Raw genomic sequence first — 15,061 nt, 5'->3', positions numbered from 1 at the left:
CAGCGCCGCGGTAATGCGAACGGCGGAAGCCGTGAGCAAAGCGAGCGAATCGGTTGGGGAGGGCGTGGCGATCCCCTGTGTTCGTGTAAGCAGGACCTGCTCTGTAGATACTACCACGAAAGCCCCTGGCCGGCTCGAGGGCTACGACTCGCTGCGCGCTTCCCTCGTTTCACTTGGTCCAGTGCTTACTTCGTCTCACACCTCGAGCCGGCCAGCCCCTTTCAGTCCCACCCCACGGATGGCTGGTCGATACTGCAGACACAACGCCGGATGTTCCATACGCATCTGGACGTAACGAGTAGCTCGAGTTCACGGCCGCGACGAACTGCCGGAACCGTGTACGTCCGTTCGTCATCGATTTGAACCGTATCCCGCCGGGAGAACAACGTTTACACCGGAGGCTGTAGTTGTCTCGAGTGCTATGTCGAAACAGGCTACCACCATCTCCGAGGAGGGGTTTAGCGCGACGAACGAGATCCGTGACTTCGAGACGACGATCGATTCCAACGGAGAGGAGGGACCGGACACGCTCGAGACCCTGCTCGCCGCCTACGGCTCCTGTTACGTTCCGGCGCTGCGCGTCGGCGGCCAGCAGCGCGGCGTCGACGAGCTCGGGAAGATCGAGATCGAGTCGTCGGGCGAACTCAACGACGACGACAAACTCGAGTCGATCCACTTCGACATCCGCGTCGAAGCCGACGTCGACGACGAGACCGGCCAGAAGATCATCGAGCGCGGGTTCGAACTCTGCAAGGTCCACGACGCGCTGAAAGAGAGTCTCCACGCCGACACGAGCTTCGAAGGCGACGCGTTCTGACGCCGCCCGGCTCGCGGAACTGTCAACGGTTTTTTATTTGTCTCGAGTCGTCCGTCGATTTCACCGCCATCGAGCGATAGAACGGCGAAACTATCACGATTTCTGACCACTCCCAATTCACATATGTTCGGCTCACTTCTGATTGGGCATGCGACGAGCACTCGTGATCCTGGCCGCCGTCGGACTGGTCGCCCTCGGTGGTTGTATCGGTGGAGCGGGTATCGGAGCGGACTCCGAAGACGACGAAGACGTCGAAGCGGAAGATATCGAGACGGATGGCGAACTCGAGATTCACCACATCGACGCCGGACAGGCCGATTCGACGCTGCTGATCACGCCCAGCGGTGAGACGATACTGATCGATACGGGCGACTGGCGCCAGGACGGCCAGGAGGTCATCGACTACCTCGAGGCCCAGGACGTCGACCGGATCGATCACCTGGTCGCGACGCACGCCCACGCCGATCACATCGGGGGCCACGCCGCCGTCATCGAACACTTCGAGGAACACCGCGACGGTGTCGGGGCAGCCTACGACTCCGGTGTCGTCCACACGAGTGCAACGTACGACGACTACCTCGACGCCGTCGAGGAGTACGAGGTCAGGCTCTTCCAGGTCGAGGAAGGCGACGACCTGCCGCTCGAGAACGGGACCGCCGAAGCGACCGTGCTGAATCCACCCGAGGGAGATTCGGGCGACGGACTCCACTACAACAGCGTGGCGCTGGCCGTGGAGTTCGGCGAGTTCTCGTATCTGACGACCGGGGACGCCGAACAGGACGCCGAGCAGCGACTCGTCGACGACTGGAGCGACGACCTCGAGGCGGACGCCTACCAGGCCGGCCACCACGGGTCGTCGACGTCCTCGACCGAGTCGTTCCTCGAGGCCGCCGATCCGCAGGTTGCGGTCATCTCGAGCGCGGAAGACTCCCAGTACGGCCACCCACACGACGAGGTGCTCGAGCGGTTCGCCGACCGCGGGATCGAGACCTACTGGACCGGTGTCCACGGAGACATCGTCCTGACGACCGACGGCGAGGAGTTATCCGTCGCGACCGAACGGGACGCCTCGAGCGACCCGATGGATCTGCTCGAGAAGAAAAACGACGAGGAGTCGGCATCGCTGAGCGAACCGGCCATCTCTCACCCCCCGATTGATCCCGTTCGAACCCCTGTATTCGGATAATGAGTGACACCGCCACCGCAGTACTCGATCGCATCGTCGACGGCACCACGGCCGTGTTACTGCTCGAAGAGGAGGGATCGGTCGTCGATGAGTACACGCTCGACGTCGAGCGGCTTCCCGACGACGGACGCCACGAGGGTGCCGTCTTCACCGTCACGCTCGAGGACGAGACGCTCCGCGAGATGGAGTACCGTCCCGACGACGAGCGTGATCGAAAGGCGTCCGCACAGGATCGGTTCGATCGACTCTCCGAACGACTGCCCGACGAGTAACGTCTCTAATCGGTCGCTTCGAAGAGAGAAACGGAAGTGGGGTCGAACCCCCCTGAATCAAGGTGACTGTCTTGGGTGGAACGGAAGCGGGGTCGAACCCCCCTGATCGAAGGTGGCTGTCTTCGGTGGAACGGAAGTGGGGTGGACTTCCTGGGGTCGAAGATGGGGCCTTCGTTTACGGCAGCGGTCTGCGGATGTTTCGAGTACGTCCGTCCACTGCCTACTTACAGGTAGTGGAGAGAATGTATTAGAGCTACTCCCAACACATGTAGGTATTCGAGAGCTCCGGTATCGATGATCCCTCCGAAACGGCAGAGATTCGGGTAACGCGTAGATTCAAGCCGCCCTCTCGAGAGGAGACGAGTATGCTTCGCTCGTTCGATGGGACCGAACCGCAGGTCGACGACACCGCGTACGTCGACGAGACCGCAGTCGTCATCGGCGACGTCGTCGTCGAAGCCGACGCCAGCGTCTGGCCGAATACCACGATTCGGGGCGACCACGGACAGATCGTCGTCGGCGAGGGTGCGAACGTACAGGACAACGCAGTTTTGCACGAGGACGCCGAGTTGCGACCGTCCGCCACGGTCGGTCACAGCGCGATCGTTCACGACGCGACTGTCGGCGAGGGTGCGCTGATCGGCATGAACGCCGTCGTTCTCGATGGCGCCCGCATCGGCGAGGGAGCCGTCGTCGCAGCCGGCAGCGTCGTCACGGAAGGCACCGAGGTCCCCCCGTCGACGCTCGTCGCCGGATCCCCGGCCGAGCCGAAAGCCGAGGTCGACGACCCGCGTCTCGAGGCGACCGCTGACCGGTACGTCGAACTCGCAACTCGCCACGAGGAGACCTCGGAACGGCTGGACTGACCGCGCCGGGAAACCGGCGAGAATCGACACTGCCTCGAGCGACGGCGAGTGCGACGTGTCTACTGTCGGCGAGAACTGTGTGGGGATTCGCGGGATGGTCGCGGCGAATCCCCCATACCGACTTCCAGCCGACAGTATAATCGAGGGAAACGCTGATACAGTCACCGACTCAACCGACGGTCATGAGCAACAACTCGTGGACGGACCGGATCGTCGGAGAACGGATGACCGTCGATCAGGAGTTCTCCTCGCGCATCGCGGAGTCACAGTTCTCGAGCCAGCAGTGGAGCCTGATCATGACCGCGACCGAGTTCGAGATCGAACACCCCGAGGATCCCGACCGGGCGCGGATCGTCGCCAACACGGAGAAGGTCGACCAGATCCTGCCCGAACTCGACAACCTCGACGCCCAGATGGGTGCGATGGGCGGCCAGGGCGGCGGTGGCGGCTCGAGTTCCTCCGGCGGCGTCGTAAGCAGCATCCTCGGCGCGCTCGGCCTCGGCGACAACGGTGACTCCCACGAAGAGCAGCGGCGAGCGGCCGAACAGCTCACACAGGAGTACGCGGACGAACTCCAGGCGAAACTCGAGTCGAACGGCCGGTGGAACAGTGTTCGGCAGGCCGTGGCCGACAGCTGACTCGCCGCGTTGGGACTCAGTCGCCGGCGTGAAAGAGCGTGTACTCGCTGGCCTCGTAGATGTTGATCAGTTCGGTGATGAGTTCGTCGTAGGACTCGTCTTCGATTCGGAGGCCGTCCAGGCGTTCGATGGTTTCTTCTTCGAGTTCGACGGTGGGCATACGAGACCGTTCGTCACGGAGCAGCAAAAACACCGTGGCGACCGTCGGCCGCGAACCAATGGGCGCAAGCCACAGCATCTTTACGCGTACCCCCCGACCGTAGGGGTATGACAGACGAAGTCGAAACGATCTCGATCTCGATCTCGACCGACGACGGCTCGAACGATGACGTGACGCTCCCTGCGGAACTCGTCGACCTCCTCGCGGAGGGCGACCAGGACGCCGCCGAGACGATTGGCGACATCACTCTGCTCTCGTTCGCCAGCCGCGCACACCACCTCGTTCACCACGGCGGCGAGACGGACGAGCAGATCGAGGCCCAGGAGGAACGCGTGATGGAGCTGTTCGAGGAGCGCTTCGGCGTGACGTTCGGCGAAGCCACCGGCCACCAGCACTGACGAGACCGACTCGGAACGGCTCGCGGTAGGCACCAGTACCGAGACGATCGAATTCTTCGGTTCCTGCGACGGGCAGTTTTCTCGTTACGAAGCGACTGCTTCGTTGCTGACAGCCGGATCGTTCGCCGATTCGTTGTCGGGGTCGTCAGCGGGATCAGCCGCTGGATCCTCGGCTGGCCCGTCCGCTTCGTCGTCCGCCGGCTCGTCGACCGGCTCCTCAGTAGGGTCGTCTATCGGCTCGTCCACAGGATCCTCGGTCGGATCATCCGCGGGCTCCTCGGCGGGATCGTCTCCCGGTTCGTCGGTCGGATCCTCGGCTGGCTCGTCCTCGTCGACGGGCTGCTCGTCCTCCTCGACAGGGTCCTCGGCCGGCTCGTCCGGCGCCTCGATCGAAACCGTCGTTGCTGCCGTGTCGTCCTCGCTCGAGACGGTCGCCGTGTACTCGCCAGGTTCAAAGTCCATGGTGTCGGTGAGCAGCGTGACCGTCTCCGACTCGTCGGGCTCGAGACTGATCGTCGTCGAGTCGACCTCGGTACCGTCGATCGCGAGCGCAATCTCCTGCGTTCCCTCCTCCTCACCGACGTTTGCGAGGTCGGCGACCACCTCGAGGGTCCCCCCTTGCTCGACCGGCGCGTTCGTCTCCACGATCTCGACGGCGAACGCCGCGGGCTCGGGCTCGTCCGGCTCGAGTTCGCCCGCGGTCGGCGTCGCGGCGGTCAGCGGCTCGTCGTACTCGTACCGCGAGAGGTCGACCTCCCAGACCAGCCGTTCCTCGTCGTCCTGGGGCGTCCACTCGACGGTGAACTCGCCCTCGCCGGGCTCGAGTTCGGTCGGCGGTTCCTCGGCGGTCGTTCCCTCGACGAACTCGCTCCCGACGAAGAGTGGTGCGTCGTTGGGATTCTCGTAGCCGAACGTCACGTCGATCGCGTCCTCCCCAACCGTCGCGTCGGTGACGGCGATCGACGGCTCGTCCGGTCGAACCTCCTCCAGACACGCTTCAGCCTCGGGGTGGGGATGGTCGATAGTGGCCGTCGGGATCGCCTCCGGCGAGCTGATCCCCGAGATGAAGGTGCCGTAGAGCCCGTACTCCTCGACGCCGACGGTGATCTCGTCCTCGTCAGTGAAGTCGTCTTCCGCGCCGACCTCGAAGACGATCGTGCCGGTAAACGGCGCCTCGACGTCCTCGCCAACCGTAACGAAGTCCTCGATGATCGTGTTGCCGAAGCCGCCGGCGTCGTAGAAGCCCGTGCTCGCGGCGACCTGGTCGCCGTCCTCGAGCGAGGCCGTGACTTCGGCCCTGGTGCAGTCGACGAACTCGACCTCGAAGCCGGGATCGAACGCGTAGTCGACGGTCTCGCTCGCCAACTCCTCGCCGTCGGCGCCGACGAGGGCGACCTCGAGCGTCGCGTCGTCCTCGAGGGGCGGCTCGAGCGGGATCGACTCGTTCTCGATCGTCTCGTCCGCGTCGAGCAGGTCGGTTTCGGCGAGTCGCTGGTCGTCTTCGTCGGTCACGGTGAGCGCGTACTCGACCGTCGCGCTCGCCTCCGCGACGGCCAGCGACTGGCCGTCACCCTGTTGATTCTCGACCGAAAGCTCCGCGGTCGGATCCGGATCGGGTTCTTCGATCACGTACTCGATCGTCTCGCTCGCCAGCACCTCACCGTCAGCATCGACGACGACGATTTCCGCGGTCGTGTTCTCCTCGATCGGCGGCTCGAGCTCGAGTTCCAGCCCCGTAACCGTCTCCTCGGCCTCGAAGAACTCGCTCTCGACGCGCTCGTCGTCGTACTCCGCCACGACGGCGAAATCGACGGCTGCCGACGCCGAGCCGACGAGGAGCGTCTCGCCGTCACCCTCCTGGTCTGCAACCTCGAGCGTCGCGTCGGGATCCGGGTCCTCGAGTTCGTACTCGATCGTCTCGCCCGCCAGTTCCTCCTCGTCGGCGTCGATAACGGCGACTTCGACCGTCGTATCCTCCTCGATCGGCGGCTCGAGTTCCAGTTCCAGTTCCTCGACCGTCTCCTCGGCCTCGAACTGTTCGCTCTCGACGCGCTCGCCGTCGTACTCGACGGTGATGGCGTAGTCGACGGTCGCCGACGCCTCCTCGACGAACAGCGTCTCGCCGTCGGCTTCCTGATCGTCGACGAGCAGCGTCGCTTCGGGTTCGGGTTCTTCCTCGAGGCCGACGATCGCCTGGTCCATCACGGGGATGCCACCCGGTCCGACGTACGGCACGTCCTCCTCGCCGCCGGTGTCGACGTAGTCGAACGCCTCGTTCTCGTTCGTATCCAGGTGGGCGACCGCGATCAGCTGGCGGTCCTCCTCGAGTGGCTCCTCGAGGTCGATCTCGACGCCCTCGTACTCGCCGGGCTCGAGGTACCCGGACACCCCGACGAGACTCTCGGTCGGCTCGCCCGCGAAGAAGCCCTCGTCGTAGACCGCGACGAAGCCACCCTCGGAGAGTTCGACCGAGTCGACGACGACCGTCTCGCCGTCGGTTTCCTGCTCGGGGAACGAGAGCCGTGCCTCGCCCTCGACCTCGTCGATCACCTCGAGTCGCTGTTCGATCTCGACCTCGAGGAACTGGACGATCTCGGCCTCGTCGTCGATCCCTTCCTCGGCGGCGAAGGCGGCCGCGGCGGCCGCGCTCTCCTGGGTGAGCACCTGTAGCTGCGTGATGCTGATGCGTTGCTCCTGGACGAGTCGCGCCGTCTCCTGACTGGCACCCTTCGCCGCCGTCTGGATCTGCTCGACCGACGCCGTCTGGTGCTGCGAGAGCGAGCCGCTCGAGGCGCCCGCTGCGAGTTGCTGAACCTGAACAACGTCGACGACCTGCGTCTGGACCACCGCGCCCTCGCCGGCGCCGAACGCGGCGGCCTGGATCTGTTCGACCTCGACGACCTGGTACTGGATCGCCGACTCGACCGCCCCCTTCGAGGCGCCGACCGCCGCGTGTTGAATCTGGGTGATCGTCACCTCCTGCTGTTGGACGAGCACGCCCTGCGACCCGCCGAGGGCGGCGGCCTGGATCTGTTCGACCGTCGCCTCCTGACTCTGGACGATCGCGCCCTTCGCCGCGCCGAAGGACGCCTCCTGGATCTGCGTGACGGTGATCCGCTGGACCTGCTCGATCCGGACCAACTGAACCTGTACCAGCGATCCCGCTCCCGCTCCGCGCGCCGCGGCCTGGGTTTGCTCGACCGTCACCGTCTGCTGCTGGACGAGTGCACCTTTCGCGGCACCAACCGCCGCCTTCTGGACCTGCTTGATCGTCACCTGCTGATACTGTTCGATCTCGATCTCCTGGATCTGTTCGAGCGCCTCGGGCGTGCTCCCCTCGAGCGCGCCGGCCGCCGCCCCGGCCGCGGCGTGCTGGACGTGGTCGAGCGTGACCTGCTGGCGCTGCTCGACCGTGAGTTTCTGGTACTGCTCGAGGACGCCGTAGGCCGAGCCCTGGGCCGCCTCCTGAATGACCGGCACTCGGTCGATATCCCGCTCGCCGGCCTCGCTCGCGGCGCCCGCGGCCGCGCCGCGAGTGGCGACTTGCAGCTGCTCGACGGTCACGCGCTGTGCCTGGGCGAGCGCGCCGTGGGTCGCGCCCCACGTCGCGCTCTGGAGCTGCGTCGCAGTGGCGGTCTGGTGTTGCTCGAGCGCGCCGTCGGTCGCCCCGCCGACGGCGATCTGGATCTGTTCGACCTCGACGCGCTGCTCTTGCAGCAACGCGCCGTGGACCGCGCCGGTCGTCGCCGCCTGGACCTGTTCGACGGTCGCCTCCTGGTGCTGTGCGGCCGACTCCTGGGCACCCTCGACCGCCACCGTGCGCTGCTCCTGGGTCACTTCGATTCCCTGCGCCTGAACGAGGGCGATCCCCTCGTCGACGCCGTCTTCGACGGCTTCCTCGGTCTCCTGGGAGAGTGACGCCTCCGCGGGCGACCCCGATCCCATCGCGACCGGCTCGAACGTCCCTTCCGTCGAAGCAATCTGAGAGAGCGCCGCAGCTCCCGGATTCGAGTCCTGTCCCCCGACGTCGTCGACGGACTCGGCGGTACCGTCAGCGAACGGCGACCCACCGCCGAGAACTGGCAGTGCGACGACGCTCGTAACCATCAAAATGGTGAGCATCGTCGCGACGAACGCGGCGCGAGTCATGATCTCGATGCCCCGTCGGCCGTCTGCCCCCTCGAGCGCTTCCCCTTCTTCCTCCCAGTTGCGCGAATCGATCGCATCCTCCCGATAGAACGGTCAACACGACGATTAAGCCCTGTCGGTCGTTCCAGCTAGTCGGCAGAGATAATGCCGGGTTACGGAGGTGGGATACCCGCCTTCGTCGCCAATACCGATCGCACAACACCCTCGAGCACGCGACTCGTCGTCCGTTGCTGAGACTGATAGCTGGCGGTGACGGACGTACCCGTTATGACAGCATATACCCCCGTCACACCCTCATTTCCGTCGCTTCGCAGCCGACTCGGTAAACCGAAGTCTTGATCTTGGTTTACGGCCGTGGTCACGTATGGCAACAGAACGGAGCGACGTCGACCTGATCGAGGGAGACGTCGTCCACGCGTTCGCTCGAGCGGCTCTGCTCGCGGCGCTGATGGGTGCGGCCGCAATCGTGACCATCCCGTACCCGCTCTCACCGGCGCCGGTGACGCTGCAAGTGCTCGTGGTTTTCCTCGCCGGGTTGTACCTCGGTCCGCTCTGGGGAGGAGCCTCGATCGTCCTGTATCTCGCCGCCGGAGCCGCCGGAGCGCCGGTCTTCTCCGGAATGACCGGCGGCCCGGGAGTACTGCTCGCAGAACCGACTGCGGGCTTCCTCTGGACGTTCCCGGTCGCCGCGGCGCTAGTGGGACTGCTCGTGCACCGGGGAACCACGCTGATCGATCCGGCCGACGCGTCGCTCCCGCTCGTCGTCGGAAGCCTCGGAATAGGCCTGGTCCTGATCTACGCCGGCGGGATGGTGTGGTTCTCCTGGCTCACGGGAACGAGCATCGTCGAAGCGGGCTTCGCCGTCGCTGTCCCGTTCGTTCCGGCGGACCTGCTGAAACTCGCCGCCGCGATCGCCATCGTCCGCAGCGGCCGGATCGATCCCACGTAACCGTCGAACAGTTCGATGATCGAATTTCGATCCGTCTCGTTCGGCTTCGACGACGTAGGAGTGCTCGAGGACGTCTCGCTCTCGATTCCCGACGGCGAGTTCGTCGTCCTCGCGGGCGCCAACGGCAGTGGCAAGACGACGCTGCTGCGCCACTGCAACGGCCTGCTGACGCCGGACGACGGGACGGTCCTCGTCGACGGGACCGACGTCGAAGACGACCTGATCGGCGCGCGCTCGAGCGTCGGTATGGTCTTCCAGCACCCCCGCGACCAGTTCGTCGCCGCGACCGTCGGCGCCGACGTCGCCTTCGGTCCGGAGAATCTGGGCCTCGAGCGCGACGAGATCGATCGCCGCGTCGAAAACGCGCTCGCGGCCGTGAACCTGGCGGGACGCGAGGACGAGCGGATCGACCAGCTCTCGGGCGGCGAGCAGTCCCGCGTGGCCATCGCCGGCGCGCTCGCGATGGAGCCGACCCACCTCGTGCTCGACGAACCCTTCACCGGGCTCGACGAACCGGCCCGGCGGTCGGTGCTCTCGCGACTCGAGGCGCTCGCCGCCGACGGCACCGGGGTCCTGATCGCGACCCACGACCTCCGGGACGTGCTCGGACTCGCGGACCGCGTCGTCGCGATGGCCGGCGGACGGGTCGTCGTCGACGACCCGCCCGAGACGGCCGTCGAGAAACTCGAGGGCCTCGAGGTTCGGGTTCCGCGAGACCGGAGCACGATTCGGTGAGCCGATGCTGACCTACGAACCCGGCGATACGATCGTTCACCGGCTCGATCCGCGCTCCAAGCTGGCGGTCCAGATCGGCTTCGCCGCGACCGCGCTCGCCCACACGACGCCGCGCGCGCTGGTCGCTCTCTCCGCGCTGACCGCGGTCGTTCTGGTCGTCGCCCGAGTGCCCCTGCTCGAGACGCTCTACGCCTATCGGTTCGCGCTGGTCATCCTCGCGCTCGGGCCGATCGTCGCGGCGGCGACGCTGGGATCGCCCTGGATCGACCTCGACTCCGGGCTCACTACCGCGCTGGCGAGCTACCGGGTCCTGCTCATTCTGCTCGTCAGTGCGGCCTACGTCCGGACGACCCCGGTTCGCCACTCTCGAGCCGCGATCCAGCGGACGATTCCCGGAAAGCCCGGTCAACTGCTCGGCATCGGCGTCGCGCTCGTCTTCCGATTCCTGCCCGTGCTCCAGTCGGATATGCGAACCATCCGCGACGCGATGGCCGCGCGACTCGGGACCGAACGGGGAGCCGTCGATCGGCTCACGACGCTCGGACTGCTCGGCCTCTCGCGGACGTTCGACCGGGCCGACCGGCTCTCGCTCGCGCTCCAGGCTCGCTGCTTCTCGTGGAATCCGACGCTTCCGCCGCTGTCGTTCTCACGGCGTGACGCACCCGTACTGAGTCTCTCGATCGTCCTCGTGCTGACCGCGTTTCTGTGACGACGGCCAGGGTTCGGGTTCGTCGGATTCGCTCGTCTCGTCGCTGATCCTCGAGTCCTCACGCCCTGTAACACCTCCAGATGAGAGAGACGGCACGTTCGCGCGGTAATACCGGAGACGATCGATCGGACCCGATCCGTCGTCAACCCAATCTGTTTTGGGAGCAAGACTAATCACCAGCACTTCAATGGATAAGACGCGGAGTTCCACGCTCCCAACCCTTCATAACCACTTGCAAACACACGACCAGAGCGGCGTCTCCGGCGTCGGCGTGACGAACGACCGTCGTTCCATCTCTCGCGGCTACTGTGGAGTATCGTAGCCACTGAACGTCAGTGCACACCCGCTCGCACGATGGGAGCGCGGTTCGGAACGTGCGCGGTTCGGAGCGAGCGCGGTTCGGAACGAACGAAGTGAGTGAGAACCGCGGAACGCGAGCGGGGAGCGAACGCGACCCGTGAGCACGAAGTGAGTGAGAGCCGCGGAACGCGAACGGGGAGGAACGACCCGTGAGCGACGCGAGCGAGAACCGCGGACAGTGCGATCGGTGTGGAACTCGTTTCAGTTGGTACTATAGTTCTCCGGGGAACGAGGAGTGAAAGTGTAATGGAGCCCAGGGAGCATCGACGGAATGTCACAGGACACTCCCCGGTAGGGAAAATTAGTCTCTGTGGAATATGATTCTTATTATATTTTTTACGTAACAGTTGAACATGTGTATGGAGTAGAGGGATTGGAAAACGCTCTCGAGAACCTGCGTGGCTACAGAGCCCCGGTCTCTCGTCATCGATTGAAACCGTCGGTTTTGCTGGCCTCGCGGAGTCTGTCGGGGTCGCGTCCCGCTGATCTTGCGGAAGCAAAGTCCTCGCTTACTGCAGATCCGCTCGGTTACGAAAGACGCAAACTGTCTTTCGAACGATCCCATACAGAACCTCGGAGTCGTTAAAATCCCTCCAGAACGGACGGCCGGCTCACGAAGTTGTTCGCCAAAAGGAAGCCGGTGGAGGGATTTGAACCCTCGACCTAATCCTTACGAAGGATTCGCTCTGCCAGTCTGAGCTACACCGGCACACTCACGTCCCGTGCATCGGCGACGTCCGTCGCCCCAACACCTGCGTTGAACGCGTTTAATGATAGGAGCGATAACCGGGATAAGGATTGCGAATCGTCGCGGTGGTGTGACGGTGTTTCGTGGTGGAAGTTAGCGCTCGAGTCGGACGTCCAGACAGACGTTCAACTCGTGTGGAGCGTACGATCGGACCGTGTGACGCGTTTCGACGGTGACGTCGTATTCGGGTTCGGCGGCCTCGCGGATCGCCCGCTCTCCGGGGCCGAACGGGTCGTCCTCGTGCTGGATGTCGTAGTAGTGGACCACGCAGTCGTCGCCCGCGACCGTGACCGCGGACTCGAGGAACGCGTCGGCGCTGTGTGGAAGGTTCATGACGAGGCGGTCGGCCCAGTCCTCGTACTCGGGAGCGACCTCCCGGACGTCGGCACAGATGGCGGTGACGCGATCCTCCACGTCGTTTCGTCGCGCGTTCTCGCGCAGATAGTCGATCGCGGTCTCGTTGACGTCGACGCCGACGCAGTCGGCGCCGCGTTTCGCGAACGGGATCACGAACGGGCCGACGCCGGCGAACATGTCGAACGCCCGCTCGCCGGTCGCTCGCGGACGCCGTCCGCTCGCGTGTTCCGAGGAGCGTGGCTCCTCGCTACCGACCTGCTCGGCGACTCGGTGGCGCTCGGTCGCGAGCCGTGGCGAGAAGTAGACCTCCGCGAGGTCCAGGACGAACTCGCAGCCGTACTCCCGGTGGACGACCTCGGTGTCCTCGCCGGCGAGGCGGTCCCAGTCGCGGACTCGCGTCTCGCCTTTCACCTTCGATTTCTTGTTCAGCACCGTCCCCACGGGGAGATCCGACTCGAGAATGGCGTCGGCGATCGCCCGCGCGCGCTCCTCGTCGTCCTCGTCGATGAGTGCAGCCTCGCCGAGCCGTTCGTACGACGGCTCGAACTCGAGCAGATCGGCGGGAATCGTCTGCGTCTCGCGTTCGGAGACCGCATGGTGAACGACCGCGTACTCGCTCGGAACCGCGTCGGGGTCGGTGACCGGAACGTAGAGCCAGCCGTCCTCGACGGTAATCTCGTAGTCGTCGTCGATCAGGTCCGCCTCAGCGAGGACTGATCGCGTCGCTTCGCCTGCCTCGGGCTCGACGCGGACACACGGCACCTCCATACCGATAGTCGCTGCTACCGGGTCCTAACGCTGACGCTTCGAGCCGTCGGATCCGGCGTCGTGGCTTATCGACACTCCAGTACGACGTCGGCCGACGCGCGGCGCTCGTGGTACTGCTCGCGGGCCCAGGCCACGGCATCGGGGTCGTCGTTGAAAATGACGCCGCACGGACCGCTGGAGTCGTACACGGTCAGTCCCGCGTGTATCTCTTCGTCACCCTCTGCGATCCAGATCGCGTAGGAATCCGAGAGCGACGTCAGCAGTAGCCGGCCGTCGCCGGCTTCGACGATCTCTCGCACCAGTTCTCGTTCGCGGTCGTCGAACGACTCGTACAGTTCCTCGTCGAGGACGAACTCGCACGTCAGTCCCCCGTGTTCGACCGCGTTCCCCAGGTCGTCGAGAATTGTGGGAACCACGGTCGGCCCCGTCCCGATCAGCGAGTCCGCGGCGTTGAGGATCCCGCGACTCGCTTCGAAGACTTTCCACGGAGCGCACGGCGTCGGCGTCTCGACGGTCGCGCCGCGGAGAAACGCTACGTCGACGGATCCCGGTTCGACTGGCTCGAGCACCGGCGCCGCCGCCTCGAGCGTCTCCATGTGTGATCGGTAGGCCCGCCGTTCCTGAAGCACGAGGTGGCCGATTTCGGTGAGGCGGTAGCTCGAGTCGACGGGTTCGACGTACCCCTCGTCCGTTAGCTCGGCGAGTCGGCGGTCGACTGTCGACCGGGACACCGACGAGGCGGCGACGAGATCCGGTTTCGTGCGCGGCTGCTCGGATAGCGACTCGAGTATCTCGTCTCTGCTCTCGGATGTCGGTTCTCTCATCCCGTCTCTCTTCGTGTTGTATCAGTAACTGGTACCACATAGTTCCTGCCACCGGTGCCGAGAGCGAGATGCCGACTCGAAAGGTTATAGCGGCCGCTCCCGCTATCGGCGGCTATGCTTACGTTCATCGGCCTCGGGCTCTACGACGAGCGGTCGATCACCGTCGAAGGGCAGGAGGCGCTCCGCGCGGCCGACCACGTGTACGCCGAGTTCTACACCAGTAAACTGCTCGGAGCGACAGTCGAGAAACTCGAGTCCACCCACGACGTGACGATCGAGGTCCGGGACCGGGCCGGTGTCGAGCAACACCCGGACGACATCCTGGAGACCGCCGAGCGGGAGGACGTGGCGTTTCTAACCGCGGGAGACACGATGATCTCGACGACTCACGTCGACCTCCGACTTCGCGCACACGACCGCGACATCGAGACGCGGGTGATCCACGGCGTGACCGCACAGACGGCCGCCAGCGCGCTGACCGGGCTCCAGAACTACCGGTTTGGCAAGGCGACGACGCTGCCGTTTCCCTACGCTCACGGGGCGGAGGGGCTCCCCGCGAGCGTGACGGAGACGATCGACGACAACCGTGCAGACGGCCTGCACACGGTCGTCTACCTCGACATCAAGGTTGGACATAATCCACCCGACAGACAGAACGCGACTCGTTCTGACGAGAAGGCGGATCGCGACGAGTACATGACCGCCGACGTCGGCGCCGACCTCCTCGCAGAGGTCTATCCCGACCTCGTCGGCGTCGTCGTCGCCCGCGCCGGAAGCCCCGATCCACTCGTCGCGGCCGGCGCGATGTCCGACCTCGCCGAGCGGTCGTTCGGCGACCCGCTCCACCTGCTCGTGATCCCCGGCGAGTGTCATCTCCTCGAGGCCGACGCGCTGGTCGAACTCGGCGGGGCGGACAGGGACGCACTCGACGTCGTCTGATACCGTTGGTTGTAACTGTTTCCCGGAGTACTGCACGACTGTCAGCGGTTGCTCCAGAAATGGATTACAACTGACGGTACGAGATCGCGTCGTCGACCTGTCGGCGAAACCGACGCAGGTCCGTTGAATCTGAGAAGCAGCAAGTTGACGCTTAGCAACAGCATAAAACCGGCTTGGGAGAGGCGT

At 65.1% G+C, this 15,061-nt stretch carries 14 protein-coding genes and 1 tRNA gene; 10 read left to right on the top strand and 5 right to left on the bottom strand.

Annotated elements, in window-relative coordinates:
• Positions 1-421 precede the first annotated feature (421 nt).
• The 5 genes from CV102_RS07280 (at position 422) to CV102_RS07260 (ending at position 3,779) form a co-directional block, all read left to right on the top strand.
• On the top strand, positions 422-817 hold the full coding sequence (locus tag CV102_RS07280; protein ID WP_148857236.1) for an OsmC family protein: 396 nt from the start codon (positions 422-424) through the stop codon (positions 815-817).
• A 148-nt stretch (positions 818-965) separates the two neighbouring features.
• Positions 966-2,003, top strand: coding sequence for a ComEC/Rec2 family competence protein (locus CV102_RS07275; RefSeq protein ID WP_187432885.1), 1,038 nt, complete (start codon positions 966-968; stop codon positions 2,001-2,003).
• Complete coding sequence (locus CV102_RS07270; protein ID WP_148857234.1) at positions 2,003-2,275, top strand: DUF3006 domain-containing protein; 273 nt, start codon at positions 2,003-2,005, stop codon at positions 2,273-2,275. Before CV102_RS07275 ends, CV102_RS07270 begins: the two co-directional genes overlap by 1 nt.
• Before the next feature lie 365 nt (positions 2,276-2,640).
• On the top strand, positions 2,641-3,141 hold the full coding sequence (locus CV102_RS07265) for a gamma carbonic anhydrase family protein (RefSeq protein ID WP_148857233.1): 501 nt from the start codon (positions 2,641-2,643) through the stop codon (positions 3,139-3,141).
• A gap of 182 nt (positions 3,142-3,323) precedes the next feature.
• Positions 3,324-3,779 (top strand): DUF5799 family protein, encoded by a 456-nt coding sequence (locus tag CV102_RS07260; RefSeq protein WP_148857232.1) that lies wholly within the window; start codon positions 3,324-3,326, stop codon positions 3,777-3,779.
• A 16-nt stretch (positions 3,780-3,795) separates the two neighbouring features.
• On the opposite strand, the gene CV102_RS25805 is transcribed toward CV102_RS07260, so the two are convergent.
• A complete protein-coding gene (locus CV102_RS25805; RefSeq protein WP_187432884.1) occupies positions 3,796-3,939 on the bottom strand; it encodes a DUF7557 family protein in 144 nt (47 codons plus the stop codon).
• Positions 3,940-4,046: 107 nt separating this feature from the next.
• Here CV102_RS25805 and CV102_RS07255 point away from each other — a divergent pair, with 107 nt between their 5' ends.
• Entirely contained in the window at positions 4,047-4,337 is a 291-nt protein-coding gene (locus CV102_RS07255) for a DUF7545 family protein (protein ID WP_148857231.1), read from the top strand.
• A gap of 84 nt (positions 4,338-4,421) precedes the next feature.
• On the opposite strand, the gene CV102_RS07250 is transcribed toward CV102_RS07255, so the two are convergent.
• Positions 4,422-8,486 carry a DUF7282 domain-containing protein gene (locus CV102_RS07250; RefSeq protein WP_148857230.1) on the bottom strand — a complete coding sequence of 1,355 codons (4,065 nt, stop codon included), beginning with the start codon at positions 8,484-8,486 and terminating at the stop codon, positions 4,422-4,424.
• A gap of 364 nt (positions 8,487-8,850) precedes the next feature.
• Between CV102_RS07250 and CV102_RS07245 the strand changes: the two genes are divergently transcribed.
• Genes CV102_RS07245 through CV102_RS07235 form a run of 3 tightly spaced genes read left to right on the top strand, consistent with a single transcriptional unit; the run spans position 8,851 to position 10,879 of the window.
• Positions 8,851-9,435 carry a biotin transporter BioY gene (locus CV102_RS07245; RefSeq protein WP_148857229.1) on the top strand — a complete coding sequence of 195 codons (585 nt, stop codon included), beginning with the start codon at positions 8,851-8,853 and terminating at the stop codon, positions 9,433-9,435.
• A 15-nt stretch (positions 9,436-9,450) separates the two neighbouring features.
• On the top strand, positions 9,451-10,170 hold the full coding sequence (locus CV102_RS07240; RefSeq protein WP_148857228.1) for an energy-coupling factor ABC transporter ATP-binding protein: 720 nt from the start codon (positions 9,451-9,453) through the stop codon (positions 10,168-10,170).
• 4 nt (positions 10,171-10,174) lie between these two features.
• On the top strand, positions 10,175-10,879 hold the full coding sequence (locus CV102_RS07235) for an energy-coupling factor transporter transmembrane component T family protein (protein ID WP_148857227.1): 705 nt from the start codon (positions 10,175-10,177) through the stop codon (positions 10,877-10,879).
• 995 nt (positions 10,880-11,874) lie between these two features.
• Here CV102_RS07235 and CV102_RS07230 read toward each other — a convergent pair.
• The 3 genes from CV102_RS07230 to CV102_RS07220 all read right to left on the bottom strand — a co-directional run bounded on the left by CV102_RS07230 (position 11,875) and on the right by CV102_RS07220 (position 13,936).
• A tRNA-Thr gene (locus CV102_RS07230) sits at positions 11,875-11,948 on the bottom strand.
• Between the two features lie 132 nt (positions 11,949-12,080).
• On the bottom strand, positions 12,081-13,112 hold the full coding sequence (locus tag CV102_RS07225; RefSeq protein ID WP_148857226.1) for a class I SAM-dependent methyltransferase: 1,032 nt from the start codon (positions 13,110-13,112) through the stop codon (positions 12,081-12,083).
• Positions 13,113-13,177: 65 nt separating this feature from the next.
• Positions 13,178-13,936, bottom strand: coding sequence for a helix-turn-helix transcriptional regulator (locus CV102_RS07220; protein ID WP_148857225.1), 759 nt, complete (start codon positions 13,934-13,936; stop codon positions 13,178-13,180).
• Between the two features lie 114 nt (positions 13,937-14,050).
• Here CV102_RS07220 and dph5 point away from each other — a divergent pair, with 114 nt between their 5' ends.
• Complete coding sequence (gene dph5, locus CV102_RS07215) at positions 14,051-14,875, top strand: diphthine synthase (protein WP_148857224.1); 825 nt, start codon at positions 14,051-14,053, stop codon at positions 14,873-14,875.
• Positions 14,876-15,061 lie beyond the last annotated feature (186 nt).

Source organism: Natronococcus pandeyae (assembly GCF_008122205.1).
In the GTDB taxonomy this organism is placed as follows: domain Archaea; phylum Halobacteriota; class Halobacteria; order Halobacteriales; family Natrialbaceae; genus Natronococcus; species Natronococcus pandeyae.
This window is presented reverse-complemented; position numbering and strand designations above follow the sequence as displayed.

Excerpts from the sequence above, each read along its gene's own strand:
- CV102_RS07220 (WP_148857225.1), bottom strand. The coding sequence starts at position 13,936 with ATGAGAGAACCGACATCCGAGAGCAGAGACGAGATACTCGAGTCGCTA.
- CV102_RS07250 (WP_148857230.1), bottom strand. The coding sequence starts at position 8,486 with ATGACTCGCGCCGCGTTCGTCGCGACGATGCTCACCATTTTGATGGTT.
- CV102_RS07245 (WP_148857229.1), top strand. The coding sequence starts at position 8,851 with ATGGCAACAGAACGGAGCGACGTCGACCTGATCGAGGGAGACGTCGTC.
- CV102_RS07255 (WP_148857231.1), top strand. The coding sequence starts at position 4,047 with ATGACAGACGAAGTCGAAACGATCTCGATCTCGATCTCGACCGACGAC.
- CV102_RS07225 (WP_148857226.1), bottom strand. The coding sequence starts at position 13,112 with ATGGAGGTGCCGTGTGTCCGCGTCGAGCCCGAGGCAGGCGAAGCGACG.
- CV102_RS25805 (WP_187432884.1), bottom strand. The coding sequence starts at position 3,939 with ATGCCCACCGTCGAACTCGAAGAAGAAACCATCGAACGCCTGGACGGC.
- CV102_RS07240 (WP_148857228.1), top strand. The coding sequence starts at position 9,451 with ATGATCGAATTTCGATCCGTCTCGTTCGGCTTCGACGACGTAGGAGTG.
- dph5 (WP_148857224.1), top strand. The coding sequence starts at position 14,051 with ATGCTTACGTTCATCGGCCTCGGGCTCTACGACGAGCGGTCGATCACC.
- CV102_RS07270 (WP_148857234.1), top strand. The coding sequence starts at position 2,003 with ATGAGTGACACCGCCACCGCAGTACTCGATCGCATCGTCGACGGCACC.
- CV102_RS07275 (WP_187432885.1), top strand. The coding sequence starts at position 966 with ATGCGACGAGCACTCGTGATCCTGGCCGCCGTCGGACTGGTCGCCCTC.
- CV102_RS07280 (WP_148857236.1), top strand. The coding sequence starts at position 422 with ATGTCGAAACAGGCTACCACCATCTCCGAGGAGGGGTTTAGCGCGACG.
- CV102_RS07265 (WP_148857233.1), top strand. The coding sequence starts at position 2,641 with ATGCTTCGCTCGTTCGATGGGACCGAACCGCAGGTCGACGACACCGCG.
- CV102_RS07235 (WP_148857227.1), top strand. The coding sequence starts at position 10,175 with ATGCTGACCTACGAACCCGGCGATACGATCGTTCACCGGCTCGATCCG.
- CV102_RS07260 (WP_148857232.1), top strand. The coding sequence starts at position 3,324 with ATGAGCAACAACTCGTGGACGGACCGGATCGTCGGAGAACGGATGACC.